13 protein-coding genes are annotated in these 16,901 nt (G+C 66.2%); 1 reads left to right on the top strand and 12 read right to left on the bottom strand.

Features of this window, described 5'->3' with window-relative positions:
• Window positions 1-14: 14 nt before the first annotated feature.
• The 5 genes from Q0897_RS05985 to Q0897_RS05965 form a co-directional block, all read right to left on the bottom strand.
• A complete protein-coding gene (locus Q0897_RS05985) occupies window positions 15-1,073 on the bottom strand; it encodes a glutathione synthase (protein ID WP_299308233.1) in 1,059 nt (352 codons plus the stop codon).
• A complete protein-coding gene (locus tag Q0897_RS05980; RefSeq protein ID WP_299308232.1) occupies window positions 1,070-2,275 on the bottom strand; it encodes a tyrosine/phenylalanine carboxypeptidase domain-containing protein in 1,206 nt (401 codons plus the stop codon). The genes Q0897_RS05985 and Q0897_RS05980 overlap by 4 nt, the downstream gene beginning before the upstream one ends.
• The gene (locus Q0897_RS05975; RefSeq protein WP_299308230.1) at window positions 2,272-3,114 is read right to left on the bottom strand and encodes an N-formylglutamate amidohydrolase; all 843 of its coding nucleotides are present in this window, start codon (window positions 3,112-3,114) and stop codon (window positions 2,272-2,274) included. Before Q0897_RS05975 ends, Q0897_RS05980 begins: the two co-directional genes overlap by 4 nt.
• Before the next feature lie 99 nt (window positions 3,115-3,213).
• Window positions 3,214-4,596, bottom strand: coding sequence for an amidohydrolase family protein (locus Q0897_RS05970; RefSeq protein WP_299308229.1), 1,383 nt, complete (start codon window positions 4,594-4,596; stop codon window positions 3,214-3,216).
• Window positions 4,593-5,963 (bottom strand): amidohydrolase, encoded by a 1,371-nt coding sequence (locus Q0897_RS05965; protein ID WP_299308227.1) that lies wholly within the window; start codon window positions 5,961-5,963, stop codon window positions 4,593-4,595. The genes Q0897_RS05970 and Q0897_RS05965 overlap by 4 nt, the downstream gene beginning before the upstream one ends.
• A gap of 218 nt (window positions 5,964-6,181) precedes the next feature.
• Between Q0897_RS05965 and Q0897_RS05960 the strand changes: the two genes are divergently transcribed.
• Entirely contained in the window at window positions 6,182-8,581 is a 2,400-nt protein-coding gene (locus Q0897_RS05960) for an EAL domain-containing protein (protein ID WP_299308226.1), read from the top strand.
• Window positions 8,582-8,599: 18 nt separating this feature from the next.
• Here Q0897_RS05960 and purQ read toward each other — a convergent pair whose 3' ends face one another.
• The 7 genes from purQ to Q0897_RS05925 all read right to left on the bottom strand — a co-directional run bounded on the left by purQ (window position 8,600) and on the right by Q0897_RS05925 (window position 16,774).
• On the bottom strand, window positions 8,600-9,277 hold the full coding sequence (gene purQ / locus Q0897_RS05955) for a phosphoribosylformylglycinamidine synthase subunit PurQ (protein WP_299308224.1): 678 nt from the start codon (window positions 9,275-9,277) through the stop codon (window positions 8,600-8,602).
• Entirely contained in the window at window positions 9,277-9,507 is a 231-nt protein-coding gene (gene purS, locus Q0897_RS05950; protein WP_202083285.1) for a phosphoribosylformylglycinamidine synthase subunit PurS, read from the bottom strand. The genes purQ and purS overlap by 1 nt, the downstream gene beginning before the upstream one ends.
• Window positions 9,508-9,581: 74 nt before the next feature.
• A complete protein-coding gene (gene purC / locus Q0897_RS05945) occupies window positions 9,582-10,364 on the bottom strand; it encodes a phosphoribosylaminoimidazolesuccinocarboxamide synthase (RefSeq protein WP_299308223.1) in 783 nt (260 codons plus the stop codon).
• 120 nt (window positions 10,365-10,484) lie between these two features.
• Entirely contained in the window at window positions 10,485-11,792 is a 1,308-nt protein-coding gene (locus tag Q0897_RS05940; protein ID WP_299308221.1) for a sodium:proton antiporter, read from the bottom strand.
• A gap of 69 nt (window positions 11,793-11,861) precedes the next feature.
• Window positions 11,862-13,052 carry a Na+/H+ antiporter NhaA gene (gene nhaA, locus Q0897_RS05935; protein WP_299308219.1) on the bottom strand — a complete coding sequence of 397 codons (1,191 nt, stop codon included), beginning with the start codon at window positions 13,050-13,052 and terminating at the stop codon, window positions 11,862-11,864.
• A 66-nt stretch (window positions 13,053-13,118) separates the two neighbouring features.
• On the bottom strand, window positions 13,119-15,323 hold the full coding sequence (locus Q0897_RS05930) for a TonB-dependent receptor (protein ID WP_299308218.1): 2,205 nt from the start codon (window positions 15,321-15,323) through the stop codon (window positions 13,119-13,121).
• A gap of 131 nt (window positions 15,324-15,454) precedes the next feature.
• Window positions 15,455-16,774: an alkaline phosphatase PhoX gene (locus tag Q0897_RS05925; RefSeq protein WP_299308216.1), complete on the bottom strand. Its 1,320-nt coding sequence runs from the start codon at window positions 16,772-16,774 to the stop codon at window positions 15,455-15,457.
• Window positions 16,775-16,901: the final 127 nt, after the last annotated feature.

The following is a 16,901-nucleotide window of genomic DNA, read 5'->3' as shown; positions in this document are numbered from 1 at the left end:
CGCTCTTGCGGGGGTCAGAGCACGGCAAGCTCGCGATTGGACAGCGTGCCGCCATATTGCTTCTGCAGCCGGACCTTGCGCTCCAGGTCGTCGATGATCGCGCCGGAGAAATTCACCTCGCTCATATCCTCGATGAAGTTCAAACCGCCCGGAGTATCGACATTGATCTCCATCATCTTGTCGCCTGCGATGTCGAGGCCGGTCAGATACATGCCATCGTCGATGAGTTTGGGCCCGACGATCTCCGCGATGCGCAGCGCGGCATCGGGCGGGGTCACCATTTCCACCCCGCCGCCGGCCGAGATGTTGGAGCGGTGATCCTCCGTCTGGCTGAAGCGGTGAAGGCAGGCGTAGGTGTCGTCCACCTTCAGGGGCCGCCCGTTCAGCGTGATCATGCGCAGGTCGCCCTCGCTGGCGGCGGGGAGATATTCCTGCACGATGGCATAGCCGTCGCGGATCACCGCCTCGACGATCTGGTTGAGGTTCTGGCGGTTTTCCTCGTTGATGATGAAGACACCCTGGCCGCCCGAACCTTGCAGCGGCTTGATCACGCCCTTGTTGCCGTGCGCGTCGAGAAAGCGCTCGATTTCCGACGGTTCGCGGGTGATTGTGGTTTCGGGGCGGATTTCCTCGGGAAAATTCTGGAAATAGGTCTTGTTGACCGCGTCGGTCAAATGTTTCGGATCGTTGAGGACGATGGTGTTGTTGAGCGAGGCGAGCTGCGCGAACAGCAGGCTGGACGACGGTGCCCAGTCGCGCTTGCCCATTTCCACCGCCGGGTCGCCGCGCAGCATGAGAATGTCCCAGTCCTTGAGCACGATGCGCCGCCGGTCGGGTTCGCCGCCGTGCAGATAGGCGAGATATTCGCTGTCGGTGTCGAATTGCGCGTTCTTGCTCACATGCGCCATCGCGCAGATGCCATCGGCCCAGTCGTAGATGAAATTGCCCAGCCCGACGAAGGCGACCTGATGCCCGCGCGCGATCGCTTTGCGGGCGAGGCGGATGGTGGTGTAATTGTCCTGCTCGGTCATCAGGTCGTTGACGACAAAGGCGATGCGAATGGTCTCGCTCATGTTTCGGGTCTTTCCTGGTAGAGGGATTCCAGCGACAGGTTTCGCACCCGCGCCAGTCGTTCGATTGCGGGGGGATCGGTCACATAGGTCGGCAGGATCGCGGGACGGCGCACGATCCCTTCGTCCAGCAGATGTTCGAGCGTGGGCAATTGCTTCAACGCGAACTTGCCGAGGAACAGGATCTCGAAATCGCCGCCGTGGCGAAGATGGGCCAGCAATTCGGCCAGCCCTTTCAGATAAAGCGCATCTTTCGTCAGCCCGCCGCCGCGTTTCGCGCGGACCGCGGTGTCGAAGGCCATTTCATTGCCGATGCCGTGTTCGTCGGTCAGGCAGGCGTAGATGTTCGGGCCGCTTTCTTCCTTCACCGCCATATGGGCGGCGACCACCCGCGCGGCGAGCAGGCGCAGCCGCGCGGCGGGCAGATAGCCGGCGAGATATTCGGCGAGGACGGCGATCCCTTCCTGCAACTCGTCATAATCGGCGAGCCCGCCCGCCAGCGTGCGCAGCGGTTGCATCCGCCCGTTGTGCCGGGTCACGACATGGGTGCCGACCTCGTGTTGGATGAGCGGGGCGACACGCGCGCGATGGGTGCGATAATCGAAGGCGATGTGGAAATTGCCCATCGAGGTGTAGAGCGAGGTGCCCGGCGTTTCATCGACGATGACCCGGCATTCGAAGCTTTCGTCGGCGGCCTTGTACCGCGCGACTTCGGCCTCGGCGGCGTCGCGGACATAATCGGCATCGACGTCGGAGGTATCGCGTGGGATGACGGGCACGTCGGCGAGAATGCGCGTTGCCGTGTCGAGCAATTGTTCGTCGACATGGCCGAACAGGTCGATGCTGGCCATGATGAAGCCGTCGCAATCGCGCATCCGGACAAGCTCGATCTGCCGGTCGAGTTCGCGCTGCTTTTCAAGGAGAAGCGCCTGCACACGCGGGTTCGCGATTTCGCGCACGGGGAGGTCGAACAGCGCTTTACGAAATCCGGGCGCGTCATCGACGAGACCCTCGCCATAGGTGCTGTCGGGCATGGTGCGATAGCCGGACGACTGAAACTCCACCGCGATATCGTCGATGTTCACAGGCGTCAGCCGGGTCAGCCAGTCGATGCGCATGTCCATTTCGGCGAGCCGCTTGTCGACCTCGATCGCGGCATCGCACAATGCGGCGGCCCGTCGTTCTTTCGCCTCGCTATGCATCATTGTGCCGGGGTCATCTGGGACAGGTGATGGCGTGCGTTTTCCACCGCGGCGAGGAACCCTGCGCGCAGGTCCTGCATCGCGAGGATATCGGCGCTCTGCCCCCATTCGTCCATGAACACCTTCTTGAACTCCAGCGTCATGATGCAGGCCGCATCGCCATATTCGGCATGCATGGTCTCGGGGAAATTGCCGCCATCCTCCCACCGGACATTGACCGCGACATGCGGCTCCCGCCCGCGCAGGGGCGCGGCGCGGAGCGTTTTCACGAACCCGTCGAGGAGGCCGCCATACACATCCTTGTTCATCGTCGTCGCGCCGATGTCGATGTCGGGATTGTCAGCAGGGCTCGCCGGTTCGCCGTCCGGCCCGTCGCGCCGATGATTATAGCTGTGGAGGTCGAGGATGAGGATGCGCCCGTGCTCGGCGATCATCGCCTCGATCCGGGCGCGGATCGCCGCGTAGAATTCGGCGTGAAGGGCGAGCGAGGCGTCTTTTTCCGCCTGCGGCATGTCCGGGTTCCAGACCTTGAGACCCCAGGTGTCGTCGGGATCGGTCGTCACCGCCATGTCGGCGGAACGGTTGAGGTCGAACTCGAACCGCGAACGATTGGCACGAAACAGCGTGTCGCCCGCCGACAGGAAGAAATCGGTGAGCGGGTCCTCCTCGCGCAAGCGGTCGACCTCGCCCAGTTCGAGCCAGGGGCGCAGCGATTTGCGGATCGTGTGCCCGGCGTGGATCGCGGTGATCATGAGCGGGCCGGACTGCACGATCATGTCCCATGGCGCATTGTCCGGCGCGTTGTGGTCCGGCGCGGGGGTGTCGGCGGTTGTATTCTGCATGGTATCCCGAACGCGGGCAGCGCGCGTTCTGTTCCAAGACAGATCGGTGGCATCGGCCCCGGCCGCGCGAATCGCGACCGGGGCAGGCGCCGCATGGGCCTAGTGGACGTAAGCCTTGGGAAGCTGGCTTTCATCGAGATCGCGATAGCGTTCGCGCAGCCGCGTCTGATGATTGTCGAGCGGTTGTTCCACCCCGTCGATGAACACGCGCACCGGGGCGGAGGAGATTTCGAGCGGATCGCCATCCCACAGCACCGCATCGCCATGCGCGCCGGGCGCGAGCACGCCGGAGCGGCCCCCCTGTCCGGAAATCTGCGCAGGGATGGAGGTGATCGCCGCAAACGCCTCGCCCCAGCTCAGCCCGGTCGCCCCGTCGAGCCGGGACAGCCCGACCAGATTGCCCGCATATTGCGGGGCATAGCGCGGCTGCTCCATGTCCATGAACGGGCCGATCGCGACGGTCACGCCGGCATCGACCATGCGGCCGATATTGCTCTGTGTGGAGGCGAGCTGCTCGAACCGCTCGGGCAGGTCGAGCAATGCCGCCGCGATCACGGGCACGCCGGCGGCGGCGATGCGTTCGGCGACCATCCACCCCTCGGCCGCGCCGACGAGCACGAGGTCGAGCGCGGCGAACTCCTCTTTCAACGCGAGCGCGGCGAGAATGTCCGCGGCCCGGTCAACCTGCACGTAGAGCGGCTGCGAACCGTTCACCACGGGGACAAGCGCGGCGGCGTCGAACCGGCTCAGCTCCACGTCGGTGCCGCGATCGGTCGCATCGTCCGCGACCCTGGGATCGAGCGGGAGATCGTCGCCCGTGCGGACGTTGCCGGGGCGCAATTCGCCGCCGCGAATGCCCGAACGCGCGCCGAAATCGCGCGCCTCGCGCAGCGCGTTCCGCAGCAACGCATGCGCCGCCACCCGGCTTCCGCCCGCGAGCCTGCCGCCGGTTTCGCCGATGGCCACCATCTGAAACGCGCGGGGCCGGGTCACGACATCGCGATCGGCGCCAAGGTCGATGATCGCGCCTTGTCCGGCAAAGATCGATCCCGAAGGATAGCCGATGACCGAGGCCCGCGTGACGCCGCCGGCACGGCTGCTCAGGATATGCTGGTTCGCCGGATTGATCGCGACCGAGAAATCGAGCGCGGCGGAAAACGGCGAGCGCCCGGCGGAGCGGTCATTGCTCTCCTCGACCGCCGCCACGTCCCACAGGCCAAGATCGGTGAGCGGGGAAAACAGGCCCGGCGTCACCCACATGCCGGTGCCGTCGATCACGCGAATATCGGCGGGGACGGGCACGTTCGGCCCGGCGGCGACGACCTGCCCTCCGCGCACGACGACGTTGGCATTGGGGATGGGTTCGCGCACTTCGCCGGTGGCGAGCGTCGCATTGGTGATGGCGAAATCCTGCGCGAAAGCCGGGGCGGCCATCGCGGCGGAGGCGGCAAGCGCCAGAAGCGCGGTCTTGATCCGGCTCATTTGAAATCTCCCTCGCCGGGCTGTCCCAGCTCGAAATCGCTCACCGGGCGGCGGGCGGGGTCACGCGCATCGTACATCAGCGCGCCGTCGATCCACACCTTCTCGGGCCGGGAATAGACGGAGAGCGGGTCGCCGTTCCACAAGACGACATCGGCCATCTTGCCGCTTTGCAGGCTGCCGGTCATGGCGTCGATGCCCATCGCCTTTGCGGGGTTGAGCGTGAGCCAGCGGATCACCTCTGCATCCGAAATGTCGATGCCCATGCGGCGGCCGTCGGCCTGCGCCTTGGCGGCTTCCTGATTCAGGCGCTGAATGCCGTTCTGATCGTCGGAATGGATGACGACGCAGGCGCCCGCGTTCTGAAGCAGGGCGGCGTTTTCGGGGATGCCGTCATACGCCTCCATCTTGAAGCCCCACCAATCGGCCCAGATTGCGCTGCACACATCGTTTTCGCGCAGCAGATCGCCGATCTTGTAGCTTTCGACCGCGTGGTGAAACGCCGAAACCCTGTAACCGAACTCCTTCGCCATATCCATGACCAGCGCCATTTCGTCGGCGCGATAGCAATGGTTGTGAATGAGGATGTCGCCGTCGAGCACGCCGGCCAGCGTTTCCTTACCCAGATCGCGGTCCTTCCGGTCCCCGGCGGCGTATTCCTGCGCCTCGATCCAGGTTTGCCGGTTTACCGCGAAATTGCCCATCCGGGTCGAGGGGATGCGGCCACGGCTGCCGTAGACCCGCTTCGGATTCTCGCCGCACGCCATTTTAAGGCCATAGGGTGCGCCGGGGAATTTCATCCCCTGCACCGTGCGCGACGGCACGTTTTTCAGCGTCACCGAACGCCCGCCCATCAGGTTCGCCGAACCGGGCAGAATCTGTAACGCCGTCACCCCGCCATTCGCCAGCGCGCGCGAGAATCCGGGATCCTGCGGCCAGACCGAATGCTCGGCCCAGACATTGGGCGTGGTCGGCGCGGTCGCCTCGTTCCCGTCGGAATGCGCATCGACCGAGGGGGAGGGATAGTCGCCGAGATGCGAATGGATGTCGATGATGCCCGGCGTCACGAATTTGCCGGTGCCGTCGATCCGGGTATAGCCCGCCGGCACGGCGAGGCCGGCATCGCCGACCGCGACGATCTCGCCATTTTCGAACAGGACCGTGCCGTTCTCGATCCGGCCGCCCGCGCCGTCGAACACGGTCGCCCCGACAAGTGCGGTCGGCGCGCCGGGATACGCGCGATAGGTGGAGGCGTAGGGCACGGCGTCATTCGCGCTCGCGCTGCGCGGTGTTTCGCTGCCTGTGGTGGCACAGGCCGACACGGCGCCCGCCATGGCGATCACGGCCAGCGACGCGCCAGCCCGTTTCATGGAATCGACAATCTTCATGACATGCAAGGCAATGCCCTTTCCCCCATTGTGGCGCAGCGACGCTGTTACGGCGCGCGGCGCGCAAGCAAGTCCTTTGCCGGACGGGTGCAGTGTCCCCCATGCGCCGCCACAGTCAAGCGGCGGCGGCGGGTTCTGAACAGCATGCTGCGCGCGCGGCGTTTACCAATTATAAACCTTCTTTGCCCACACTTGCACCGATGCGCGCAAAGGTTCGACCCTCGCTCCTGCCACGGGAAAGCGCGGCGCAAAGCCGGGGTGCGAACGACCGTGTGAGCCATGCGCTTGTACGTCCGTTTCGCTTCGCGTCCGGGCGTGTCGGGCCTGCCGGTGTTCTCGCGCAACCCGATTATCGTGCCCTTGGCCGATGGGCGGGTGCGCGGGTCGCGGTGCTGCTCGCGGCGACGATCCCTGTCTTTACCGTGTTTTCCGATCGGGCCGGGCCGTGGACGATGGGGGCGTGGTACGCGATCGTCTGTGCGCTGGCGGCGGCGCTGATCCGGATGGAACGGGGCTTTGCGCAGCAGGAGCATGCTCTGCCTGCCGCGCCGGACCGTCACCACCATTGCGGCACGATCGGCCTTGCCGGGCTGGCCTTCGCGCTGCCCATCGCGCTGTTCCCCGGCGCCGCGATGGCGGGGCCGGGCCCGCATTTCGCGGCGATGCAGGTCCTGCTCGGCGTCTATGTCGTGGCATTGGCGATGGCGGTGCGCGCGGCACTGGCGTTCGCCGCGATTTTCGGGATCGGCGGGGCGGTCGGGCTGCTCATGGCCGGCGGGCTGGAATGGGGGGCGGGCGCGGCGGCGGCACAGCTTTGCATCGCAGGCCTTGCGGCGGCGGGGGCGGTTATCCTGGCACGGCTTTCCGCCAGTCTGAACACGGCGCGGGCCGGCGCGCGGGAGAAGGAGGAGACGCTGTCGCTCCTGCTCCGCGAGTTCGAGCATGACCGCGCGGAATGGCTCTGGCAGGTCGATGGCACGCGGCGGATGCGCCATGTATCGCCGCGCTTCGCCACGGCGCTCGGTATCGAGGCGCAGGCGGCCGAGGGGCTCCCGCTGATCGAGGCGATTGCGGGTGAGGGGTGGAAGACGGGCGCGCTGCCCGCATCACTGCGCGATCTTGCCGAACGCCTGAAGCGGCGGGAGGCGTTTTCGGGCACGATCGTCCGCGTGCAGGTTAATGGCACGGCGCGATGGTGGGAATTGTCGGGCACGCCGATCTGCGACGAAGGCGGCAGGTTCGCGGGGTTCCGCGGGGTCGGGTCCGACGTCACCGAACGCACCGAAAATGCGCAGAAGGTCGCCCGGCTTGCACGATACGATCAGCTGACCGGCCTGCCCAACCGCATGATGCTCAATGAAAACCTGCGCCGCGCGATGACCGACGCGGCATCGCCGCATGGGCATTGCGCGTTCCTCAGCATCGATATCGACCGGTTCAAGACGGTCAACGATACGCTGGGCCATGCGATTGGCGACGCATTGCTGGTGCAGGTGGCACAGCGCCTACGCGAAATGATGGGGGCGGGCGACATGTGCGGGCGGATGGACGGCGACGAATTCGGCATCGTCATGACCGGCGACGCCAGCGCGGCCGCGGTGCAGGCGATGGCCGCCGCCATTATCGAGCGGGTGTCGCGCCCCTATGATATCGACCGGCACGCGGTGCATATCGGCCTGCGCATCGGGTCGGCGACCTATGCGGGCAACGCGGAGACGGGCGAATCGCTGATGCGGCGGGCCGATCTCGCGCTCGAATGGGCGAAGGAGGCGGGCGGCGGGGTCCATCTCGCCTACGAGCCGGGCATGCAGGCCGAGGCGGACAAGCGCCGCGCACTGGAAAATGCCCTGCATCAGGCGGTCGAAAACGCGGAACTCGACCTGCAGTTTCAGCCGGTCGTCGATACGGAAAGCGAGAGCATCGTCGGGTTCGAGGCGCTGCTGCGCTGGAACAGTGCGGCGCATGGGCGGATCGCGCCCGACGTGTTCATCCCCATTGCGGAGCGCACCGGTGCGATCGTGCCGATCGGCGAATGGGTGCTCAACCGCGCCTGCGAAGAGGCGGCGAAATGGCCTGCGCATGTGCGGCTCGCGGTCAATGTCTCCCCCGAACAGCTGCTCCATGAAAATTTCACGCGAGCCTTGTCTCACGCTCTCGACAACAGCGGCCTTTCGCCTGCGCGGCTGGAGCTGGAGGTGACGGAAAGCGTGTTCCTGCGCGACGGGGCGGCGGTGCAGGCGACGTTTCGCCGGATCGAGGGGCTGGGCTGCACCATCGCGCTCGACGATTTCGGGACGGGCTATTCCTCGCTCGGCTATCTGCGCACGCATCGGTTCTCGACCATCAAGATCGATCGCAGCTTCGTACAGGGCGCGACGAAGAACAGCGCGGAAAGCGTGGCCATATTGCGCGCCGTGGTCGCACTGGCCGATGCGCTCGACATGACGACGACGGCCGAAGGCGTCGAAAACGACAGCGAGCTTGAAAATATTCGCCGGCTCGGCTGCACCCGGATTCAGGGGTATCTGTTCGGAAGCCCGATGGACGCGCGCGAGGCCCGCGCGTTGTTCGGGCATGGCGGCGAGGCGGGCGTCCGCTGACGCCTCGCGCCGCGGCGGTTACGCGACGCTCAACCCTTCCATCACCCCTTCGAACAGGGCGCGACCATCGGTGCCGCCATGCACCGGGTCCACGCTGCGTTCGGGATGCGGCATCATGCCCAGCACGTTACCGCCCGCATTCAGCACACCGGCGATGTCACGCGCCGAACCGTTGCAGTTTTCGGCATAGCGAAACGCGACGCGGCCATCCCCCTCGATCCGGTCGAGCGTGTCGTCGTCCGCGAAATAATTGCCGTCGTGATGCGCGACCGGGATGGTGATGCGCGCACCCGTTTCATAGCGCGCGGTGAACAGCGATGTGCCATTTTCGACGATGAGCGGCACCTCGCGGCAGATGAAAGAAATGCCCGCATTGCGCATCAACGCGCCCGGCAGCAACCCCGTTTCGGTCAGCACCTGAAACCCGTTGCACACGCCGAGCACCGGCACGCCGCGCCCCGCCGCATCCGCGACCGCGCGCATGATCGGGCTGCGCGCCGCCATGGCGCCCGAACGCAGGTAATCGCCATAGGAGAACCCGCCCGGCACCGCGATGAAATCCAGCCCGTCCGGCAAGGTCGCATCGCCGTGCCAGATTCGCGCCGGTGCGTGTCCGGTGATCGTTTCGATGGCCACCGCCATGTCCCGGTCGCAATTGGAACCGGGGAAGGTGATGACGCCTGCGGAAAAGCCCATTACGCCTTCTCTATCGTGTAGTTCTCGATGACCATGTTGGCGAGCAGCTTGCGGCACATCTCGTCCAGTTGCGCATCGCTGGTGTCGTCCGCGACGTCGAGCGCGATGAGGCGCCCGGCGCGCACGTCATTGACGCCGGCAAAGCCCAGCCCTTCGAGCGCGTGGTGGATGGCGCGGCCCTGCGGGTCGAGCACGCCCGGTTTCAGGCTGACGTGGACATTTACCTTCATGGCGGGCCTTTCGCGTATCGGCATGGTGATCCCGCCCGCCGGTAATGCGACTGGCGGGCGAGGGCAAGTGCGGCCTATTTCTTGCCGCGCAGCTTGCGGTGATGCGAAAGGTCGGCGACCTCGCTCGGCCCGTCTTCCTGCAACACGCCGAGCCGCCGGGCGACTTCCTGATAGGCGTCTTCCTCGCCGCCCATGTCGCGGCGGAACCGGTCCTTGTCGAGCTTTTCGCCGGTGGTCATGTCCCAGAGACGGCACCCGTCCGGGCTGATTTCATCGGCGAGGATCACGCGCGCATAATCCCCGTCCCAGAGCCGCCCGAACTCCAGCTTGAAATCGACGAGGCGGATGCCGACCGCGGCGAACATGCCGACGAGAAAATCGTTCACCCGGATCGCCATGCTGGAGATGTCCTGCATCTCCTCGTTCGAGGCCCAGCCGAAGCAGGCGATGTGCTCCTCCGCGATCAGCGGATCGCCCAGCGCATCGTCCTTGTAATAATATTCGAGCAGCGTGTGCGGGAGCGGTTCGCCTTCCTCCAGCCTCAGCCGCTTCGAGATCGAGCCGGCCGCCACATTGCGCACGACGACCTCGATCGGGATGATTTCGCACTGCCGAACGAGCTGTTCGCGCATGTTCAGCCGGCGGATGAAATGCGTCGGAATGCCGATATGCGTCAGGCGGGTGAACACGAACTCGCTGATGCGGTTGTTGATGACGCCCTTGCCGTTGATGGTGCCGCGTTTCTGCGCGTTGAAGGCGGTGGCATCGTCCTTGAAATACTGAATGATGGTGCCCGGTTCCGGGCCTTCATACAGGATCTTGGCCTTGCCTTCGTAAATCTGACGGCGTCGCGACATTGCAGTTCCTTGGTCAATCGTCGGTTTCGGCATGCAGGCCCACCGATTCGGCGGCGGCGCACCCTGCCGGGGCGAAGGCCTGCCCCTTATGGCAAATGCGGCGTTCGCGCAACGAAGCGCCTATCGCCCGTCGTCATGCGGCGCGGCGGCCTGCATCGCGTTCATCTCGTCCTTCGCCTTGTCGATGAGCGGGCCGAGCGTCGCGCGCTGCACCAGCACCGAAAACAGCACGGCGGCGAATGTCGCGGCGAGCAGCAGGTCCCGGATCGGCCCGGCCGGCAGGGTCAGCACGAGCGCGATGGAAATGCCCCCGCGCAATCCGCCCCAGATGAGCACGTTGCGGGCCGCAGGCTGATCCGTGCCGCGCCGCAACCGCACCGCCAGCAGCGAGACCCGCACCGCGATGGCACGGGCGAGGAGAGCGATGGGGATCGCCGCCATCCCGACCCAGAGCTGATTCCACGCCGGCACGATGGCGATCACCTCCAGCCCGATGAGCAGGAACAGCGCGGAATTGAGCAATTCGTCGATCACCTCCCAGAACTTGATGAGATAATCGCGCGTCGTGTCGCTCATCGCGTGGAGCGTCCCCTGATTGCCGATGAGCAGCCCCGCGACCGCCATCGCCAGCGGGCCGGAGATATGGAGACGGGTACACAGCGCATAGCCGCCCATGACCACCGCCAAGCTGATGAGCACCTCGATCGGGTAATCGTCCATCGACCGCATCGCGTAAAACGCCGCCGTTCCGGCAAGCAGCCCGACGAGAATGCCGCCCCCCGCCTCGATCGCGAAGAGGCGCGCACCCTCCGCGACCGAGAAATCGGCGCCCGAAACCGCCGCGCCGAGCAGGATGGTGAAGACGACGATGCCGACGCCATCGTTGAACAGGCTCTCGCCCGTGACGGTCGCCTGCAACAGGGGCGGCACCTTCATCTGCTTCATGATGCCGAGCACGGACACGGGATCGGTCGGTGCGATCAACGCGCCGAACACGAAGCACCAGATCATCGGCAACCCGATGCCGAGCAGCATGACGAAGCCATAAAGCGCCAGCCCGACCAGCACGGTCGACAGCACCACGCCAATGGTCGACAGCAGCAGCACCGGCAACCATTCGCGCCGCAACGCGCCGAGATCGACGTGAAGCGCGCCGGCAAAGAGCAGGAAGCTCAGCATCCCTTCGAGCAGCGTGTCGGAAAAATTCATCCGGACGAGCATGTCCGCGACCCAGTCGTCCATGGCGAGGCCGGGCGCGATCGCGTTGGAGATCAGCAGCAGCACCGATACCGCCGCCCCCATCACGGTCAGCCCGATCACATTGGGCAGCCGCAGGACGTGATAATTCACCCAGCCCAGAACGGCGGCGGCCACCGTGACGATGGCGGCGAGGTCGAAGGCGGAAAGCGGCGCTGCGGAATGGTTCATGCCTGCGTGTCTAGGATCAAAACCGCCCCGCGCAAAGCCGCCGTGTGGAGAGCGCCGCGCCGCGCGCCCTTATCCGGGCAAGGCGGCGGGCGGACCCACCGGCTTGGCAAGCCGCAGCACGAGCCAGCCGCCGATCGCCGCGATCACCGACCCGCCCAGCACGCCGAGCCGGACCATGTTCTGATCCGCGGGGTCGGCAAAGGCGAGGCCGCCGATGAACAGGCTCATGGTAAAGCCGATCCCGCACAGGAGCGACAGCCCGTAGACATGCAGCCACCCCGCATTTTCGGGAAGCGGCGCGAGCCCCGAGCGCACCGCGGCGAAGATCGCGCCGAAAATGCCGATCTGCTTCCCGACGACGAGGCCCAGCGCGATGCCCAGCGGCAGCGGCATCAGCACCGCGCCCGCCGACATGCCCCCCAGTGCCACGCCCGCATTGAAAAAGCCGAACAGCGGGATTATCCCGAACGCCACCCACGGATGGAGCCCGTGTTCGAGCCGGTGCAGCGGGGCGTGCCCCTCCGCATTGCCCGGTCCCGCGAGCGGCACGGTCAGCGCGACCGCCACCCCCGCGAGCGTGGCGTGAATGCCCGACAACAGCACCGCCGCCCACACGCCCAGCCCGACGATGGCATAGACCCACAGGTTGCGAACCCCCATCCGGTTGCACGCGATGAGCAGCGCCAGCCCCGCCAGGCCCGCCCCCAGCCACGGCAGCGACAGGTCCGCTGTATAGAACAGCGCGATGATCATCACCGCGACGAGATCGTCGATCACCGCGATCGCGGTCAACAGCACCTTGAGCGAGGTCGGCGCCCGCGAGCCCAGTAGCGCGAGAATGCCGAGTGCAAAGGCGATGTCGGTCGCCGCCGGAATGGCCCAGCCGCGCGCCAGCGCAGGATCGCCGCCCGCCACCAGCATGTAGATGATCGCCGGCACCGCGACCCCGGCGCCCGCGGCCAGCGCGGGCAGGATGCGGCTTGTGCCTGTGGACAGCTGGCCTTCGATAAACTCGCGCTTGATCTCCAGCCCGACGAGCAGGAAGAACAGTGCCATCAACCCGTCATTGATCCAGTAATCCACGGTCAACGGGCCGAGATAGGTCGCCTTGACCGCGAAATACCCATCACCCAGCGCGGTATTGGCGACCAGCATGGCGGCGGCGGCAGCCCCCATGAGGAGAATGCCGCCCGCCGCCTCGATCTGCATGAATTCGCGCAGGGTCTGGATGATGCTGCGTGGGTGGAGCCGCTTTTTCATGAATGTCCTGCCTGTCTGCCTTCCTGCCATGCATGGCAGGAAGGAGCGGCAGGGCCAAGGTGCAAGCTAGATCGAGAAACGAATTGCTACACGGATGTCGCGGCCCGGCATGGGCACGAAATCCTTGGTCAGGCTGGCATGACGGCGGGCGGTCACGTCGAAAAGGTTGTTCGCCGACACGATCAATTGCGTATCGTTGTCCGCCCCGAACGGCTGCCATCCGGCCGACAGGTTGACGAGCGTGTAATCCTCGGTCGGCGTTTCGAACCCGGCGACGTCATCCTGCGCAAAGGCGTGCTCGACCTCCGCGCGCATGGAAAACGGGCCGGCCTGCGCCTCGATCCCCGGCAGGATGCGCAGCGGCGGAATGCGCGGCAGCGGCGTGCCGTCCGCCAGCTGCGCGTCGATGTAATCGAACACGAGATCGCCGCTCAGCGTGAAACCGTCGCGCACCACGAAGGGCGCCGCGATCTGCCCTTCGAGGCCGAGCCACCGCGCGTCCCCCTGCGTATAGGCGAAGAGCGGCAGGCCATCGATCTCCCGCCCGGTGTCGCTCGCATAGATGAAATCGTCGAACCATTGGCCATAGGCCGCGAAATGGACGTGGGCCGGGCCGAGATCGCCATCGATCCACCCTTCGAGACCCCATGCGCTCTCCGTCCCGAAATCGGGATTGCCGAGTTCGTAGGATTGCGTCGCGATATGCGCACCATTGGAAAACAGCTCTTCGGAACTGGGCGCACGTTCGGCGCGCGATCCGGTGATCCCGGCGCGCAGGCCGGGCGACAGCCGGCGCGAAATCGTCGCCGCGCCCGACACCGCGTCGAAATTGCGGTCCACCGCCATCGTCGCGTCGCTTTCCAGCGCGGTCACCACCGGGTTCGAGGATACGCTGCTGCGTTCGTAGCGACCTGCGAGGTCCAGCTCCCAAGGGGCGAAATCGAATTCCTGGAGCGTGAAGATGCCGAACTGGTCGCTGCGGCTGGCGGGGACGAAAGCCTCGGCCCCGATCGCGTCGAAATCGCGGGTGTAGGCCTGCGCGCCGGTCACGCCGCTCCACCGTCCGCGCTGCGCCTGCACGAGGTCGAGCCGCCCTTCGAACGCCTGGGAGAAAAAGCGCGTGCCGACTTCGGCACCTTCGAATTCGGTATGCTCGTAATCGGCATAGCCGGCGCGGACACGAATACGGTCGAGCACGCCGCCGCCGGTGTCGACCTCGGCCCGGACGTCGCCGCGCCACTGCCGCAGGTCGATGCTCACCCCGTCCTCGCCATGGCCGTGCTCGTCGCCGTGATCTTCGTCATGCGCCTCGTCGTGGCCGTCCTCCTCCTCGCCATGGGCGTGTTCCGCGCCGGGGCGTTCGGGCACGCCATAGCGGCTGTCGAACAATCCGACCGAGAAGCCGAGCGAGCCTGTGTCGGTGATGACGGACAGCCCGCCGCCCAGCGTGTATTGCCGGCTCGCGCTGTCGGGCACGCGGCCCCGGCGATTGGCGAGTGCGAGCGCTTCCTCGGCCTCGTCCAGATGGCCTTCTGCGCGCTCCTCGGCCGCAATCGCGGACTGCTCCGCGCGGAGCCGGGAGCTGAGCACGTAACCGCCGGCCTCGAAATCGTCGGTCTCGCCATAGCTGCCATCGACGTGGAGCACGATGCGCTCCGACAGGGCCAGATCCGCCGCCGCACCGCCGCGCCGTTCGTCCGCATTGGAGCCGAGCGTGCCGGTCGCCTGAAGATCGAAGCCGCCGGTCGGCATGCGGCGCGGAATGCGGCGGTCGACCACATTGACCGCGCCGCCGATCGCCTGGCTGCCGTAGAGCAGCACGGCGGGACCGCGCAGAACCTCGATCCGTTCGGCGGTGAGCGGGTCGATCGCCACGCCGTGGTCGGCGGAGTTCGCCGACAGGTCGAGCGCGCCCAGCCCATCGGTCAGCACCGCGACGCGCGACCCGGTAAAGCCGCGCAGCACGGGGCGGGAGGCGCCCGGCGCGAAGGATGTCGCCGAAACGCCGGGCTGCCGCGCGAGCACGTCGCCGATCTGCCCGCTCATGTTCCGCAGGAGTTCGGCATCCTCCACCACCGATTGCGCCGACAGCACGTCGAGCGTGCGCAGCCCGTCGACCGACACGATGATCTCCATGTCGTAATCATCGGCGGCGGTGTTGGCGGACGGGGCGGGGGGCGGCATTTGCGCCGTTTCCTGCGCCAGAACCGGCGTGCACAGGGCAAGGAGCGAGGCAGCAGCAAGGAAGCGCGGGGTGCGCGAGATAGGCATGAGAATGGGGAATCCCTCTACGGAAATGTCGAAGCGTAAAATGTAATGTTGTATCATTACGATTTCACGCGAGCCTTCGCAAGCCCCGCAAACGGGTTCGAACGATTTCCGGTGGGATCAGGCTCGCACGCTCAGGCGACCCACGGCCCCTGTATCGCCAGCGTCATTGCCGGGCTGTAGGCATTGACGAACAGGGTGCGTCCATCGGGCGAAAAGCATGCGCCCGCAGGCTCGGTCTGAATCCGCAGCCGTCCCAGCGCATAGGGTCGCCCGTCCGGCGTGATCCCGCGCAGATGGTTGTCGACCACCTCGGTATAGGCATCCTCGCACACGATGAGATGGCCGTTCGGCGCCACGGTGAGATTGTCGCCATAGTTGAACTGTTCGATATCGCTCGATTCGAAGAACAGCTGCAGCCGGTCGCTGCGCGGATCGAGGCGGAAGATCTGCCCGAGCTGCTTCGCCCCGCCGGAGGTGCAGCAGAAGAACATCTCCCCATCGCCCATGTGGATGCCCTCGCCGCGCGCGAAAATCGTCGCGCCAAGCGCCGCGCCGCGGGTGCGCAGATCGTCCTCGGGCGCCTCCACATTGTCGAGATTGATCCACCGGACGCGCCATTCGCTGCCCGGCGGCATCAGAATTTCGGTCCAGTTGCGGCTGTCCTGCGGCCCGGACATCAGCGCCAGCGCCTGCAACCGTCCGCCATCGGCGAGCCGCCCCGGCGTGGCGGGGGTAAAGCGATAGAGCAGCGAATCGTCGCGATCCTCGGTGAGATAGACCATGCCCGTGGCCGGATCGACGATCGCCGCCTCGTGATTGAAACGGCCCATCGCGGTCAGCGGGACCGGATCGACCAGCCCTTCATGCGCGGCGGGCACCTCGAAGACATAGCCGTGATCGCGCGACAGCACCCGGCCGCCCGACCCTTCGCCGGCGCGTGAGGTGTTCTCCTCGCACGTCAGCCAGCTGCCCCAGGGCGTCGTGCCGCCCGCGCAATTGCGGATCGTGCCGGCGAGCGAGCGATATTGCCGCTCCACCGCGAGCGTTTCGGGGTCGAGCACCAGCGTCGTCGTCCCGCCGGGCAGCGCAGCGCCGCCGATATGGTCGTAACGGCTCGCAAAATCGCCTGCGGCATCGTTATGCGGCTGAAGCTCGTGATTGCGGACGAGGGCGATGCGCCCGTCGGCGAGCAGGAAGCTGCCCATGCCATCGGCGCGGTCGGGCACGCGGGCGCCGTCGTCCATCGCATCGCCCAGCCGGGAAATGACACGGTAGGAAAACCCCTCCGGCAGGTCCATCAACCCGGCCGGATCGGGGACGAGCGGGCCGTAAAGCTGTGCCGCCGGGGCGGGATTCAACCCCGTGCGCCCGGCCATGCATCCGGTGGCCAGCAATGCGCCGAACGCGCCGGAAGTGTTGCGCAGGAAACCGCGCCGATTGACCGAACCCATTTTGATAACCTCTGCAAAACCGTCGTTTGTCGCCGCCCCTAGTCGCTCCCGATGACAACGCCAAGACACCCCGTGACGCCATGCGCCGCGCGTCATGCACAGGGCGGCCGCCATATTAACCAATACG

It is taken from the genome of uncultured Croceicoccus sp., from assembly GCF_947496385.1.
In the GTDB taxonomy this organism is placed as follows: domain Bacteria; phylum Pseudomonadota; class Alphaproteobacteria; order Sphingomonadales; family Sphingomonadaceae; genus Croceicoccus.
The sequence above is the reverse complement of the archived record's forward strand: the minus strand, read 5'-3'. Positions and strand labels throughout refer to the sequence as shown.

Coding starts and splice junctions, on each gene's coding strand:
- Q0897_RS05925 (WP_299308216.1), bottom strand. CDS start 16,774: ATGGGTTCGGTCAATCGGCGCGGTTTCCTGCGCAACACTTCCGGCGCG.
- Q0897_RS05975 (WP_299308230.1), bottom strand. CDS start 3,114: ATGCAGAATACAACCGCCGACACCCCCGCGCCGGACCACAACGCGCCG.
- Q0897_RS05965 (WP_299308227.1), bottom strand. CDS start 5,963: ATGAAACGGGCTGGCGCGTCGCTGGCCGTGATCGCCATGGCGGGCGCC.
- Q0897_RS05980 (WP_299308232.1), bottom strand. CDS start 2,275: ATGATGCATAGCGAGGCGAAAGAACGACGGGCCGCCGCATTGTGCGAT.
- purQ (WP_299308224.1), bottom strand. CDS start 9,277: ATGGGCTTTTCCGCAGGCGTCATCACCTTCCCCGGTTCCAATTGCGAC.
- nhaA (WP_299308219.1), bottom strand. CDS start 13,052: ATGAAAAAGCGGCTCCACCCACGCAGCATCATCCAGACCCTGCGCGAA.
- Q0897_RS05940 (WP_299308221.1), bottom strand. CDS start 11,792: ATGAACCATTCCGCAGCGCCGCTTTCCGCCTTCGACCTCGCCGCCATC.
- Q0897_RS05960 (WP_299308226.1), top strand. CDS start 6,182: ATGCGCGCAAAGGTTCGACCCTCGCTCCTGCCACGGGAAAGCGCGGCG.
- purC (WP_299308223.1), bottom strand. CDS start 10,364: ATGTCGCGACGCCGTCAGATTTACGAAGGCAAGGCCAAGATCCTGTAT.
- Q0897_RS05970 (WP_299308229.1), bottom strand. CDS start 4,596: ATGAGCCGGATCAAGACCGCGCTTCTGGCGCTTGCCGCCTCCGCCGCG.
- Q0897_RS05930 (WP_299308218.1), bottom strand. CDS start 15,323: ATGCCTATCTCGCGCACCCCGCGCTTCCTTGCTGCTGCCTCGCTCCTT.
- purS (WP_202083285.1), bottom strand. CDS start 9,507: ATGAAGGTAAATGTCCACGTCAGCCTGAAACCGGGCGTGCTCGACCCG.
- Q0897_RS05985 (WP_299308233.1), bottom strand. CDS start 1,073: ATGAGCGAGACCATTCGCATCGCCTTTGTCGTCAACGACCTGATGACC.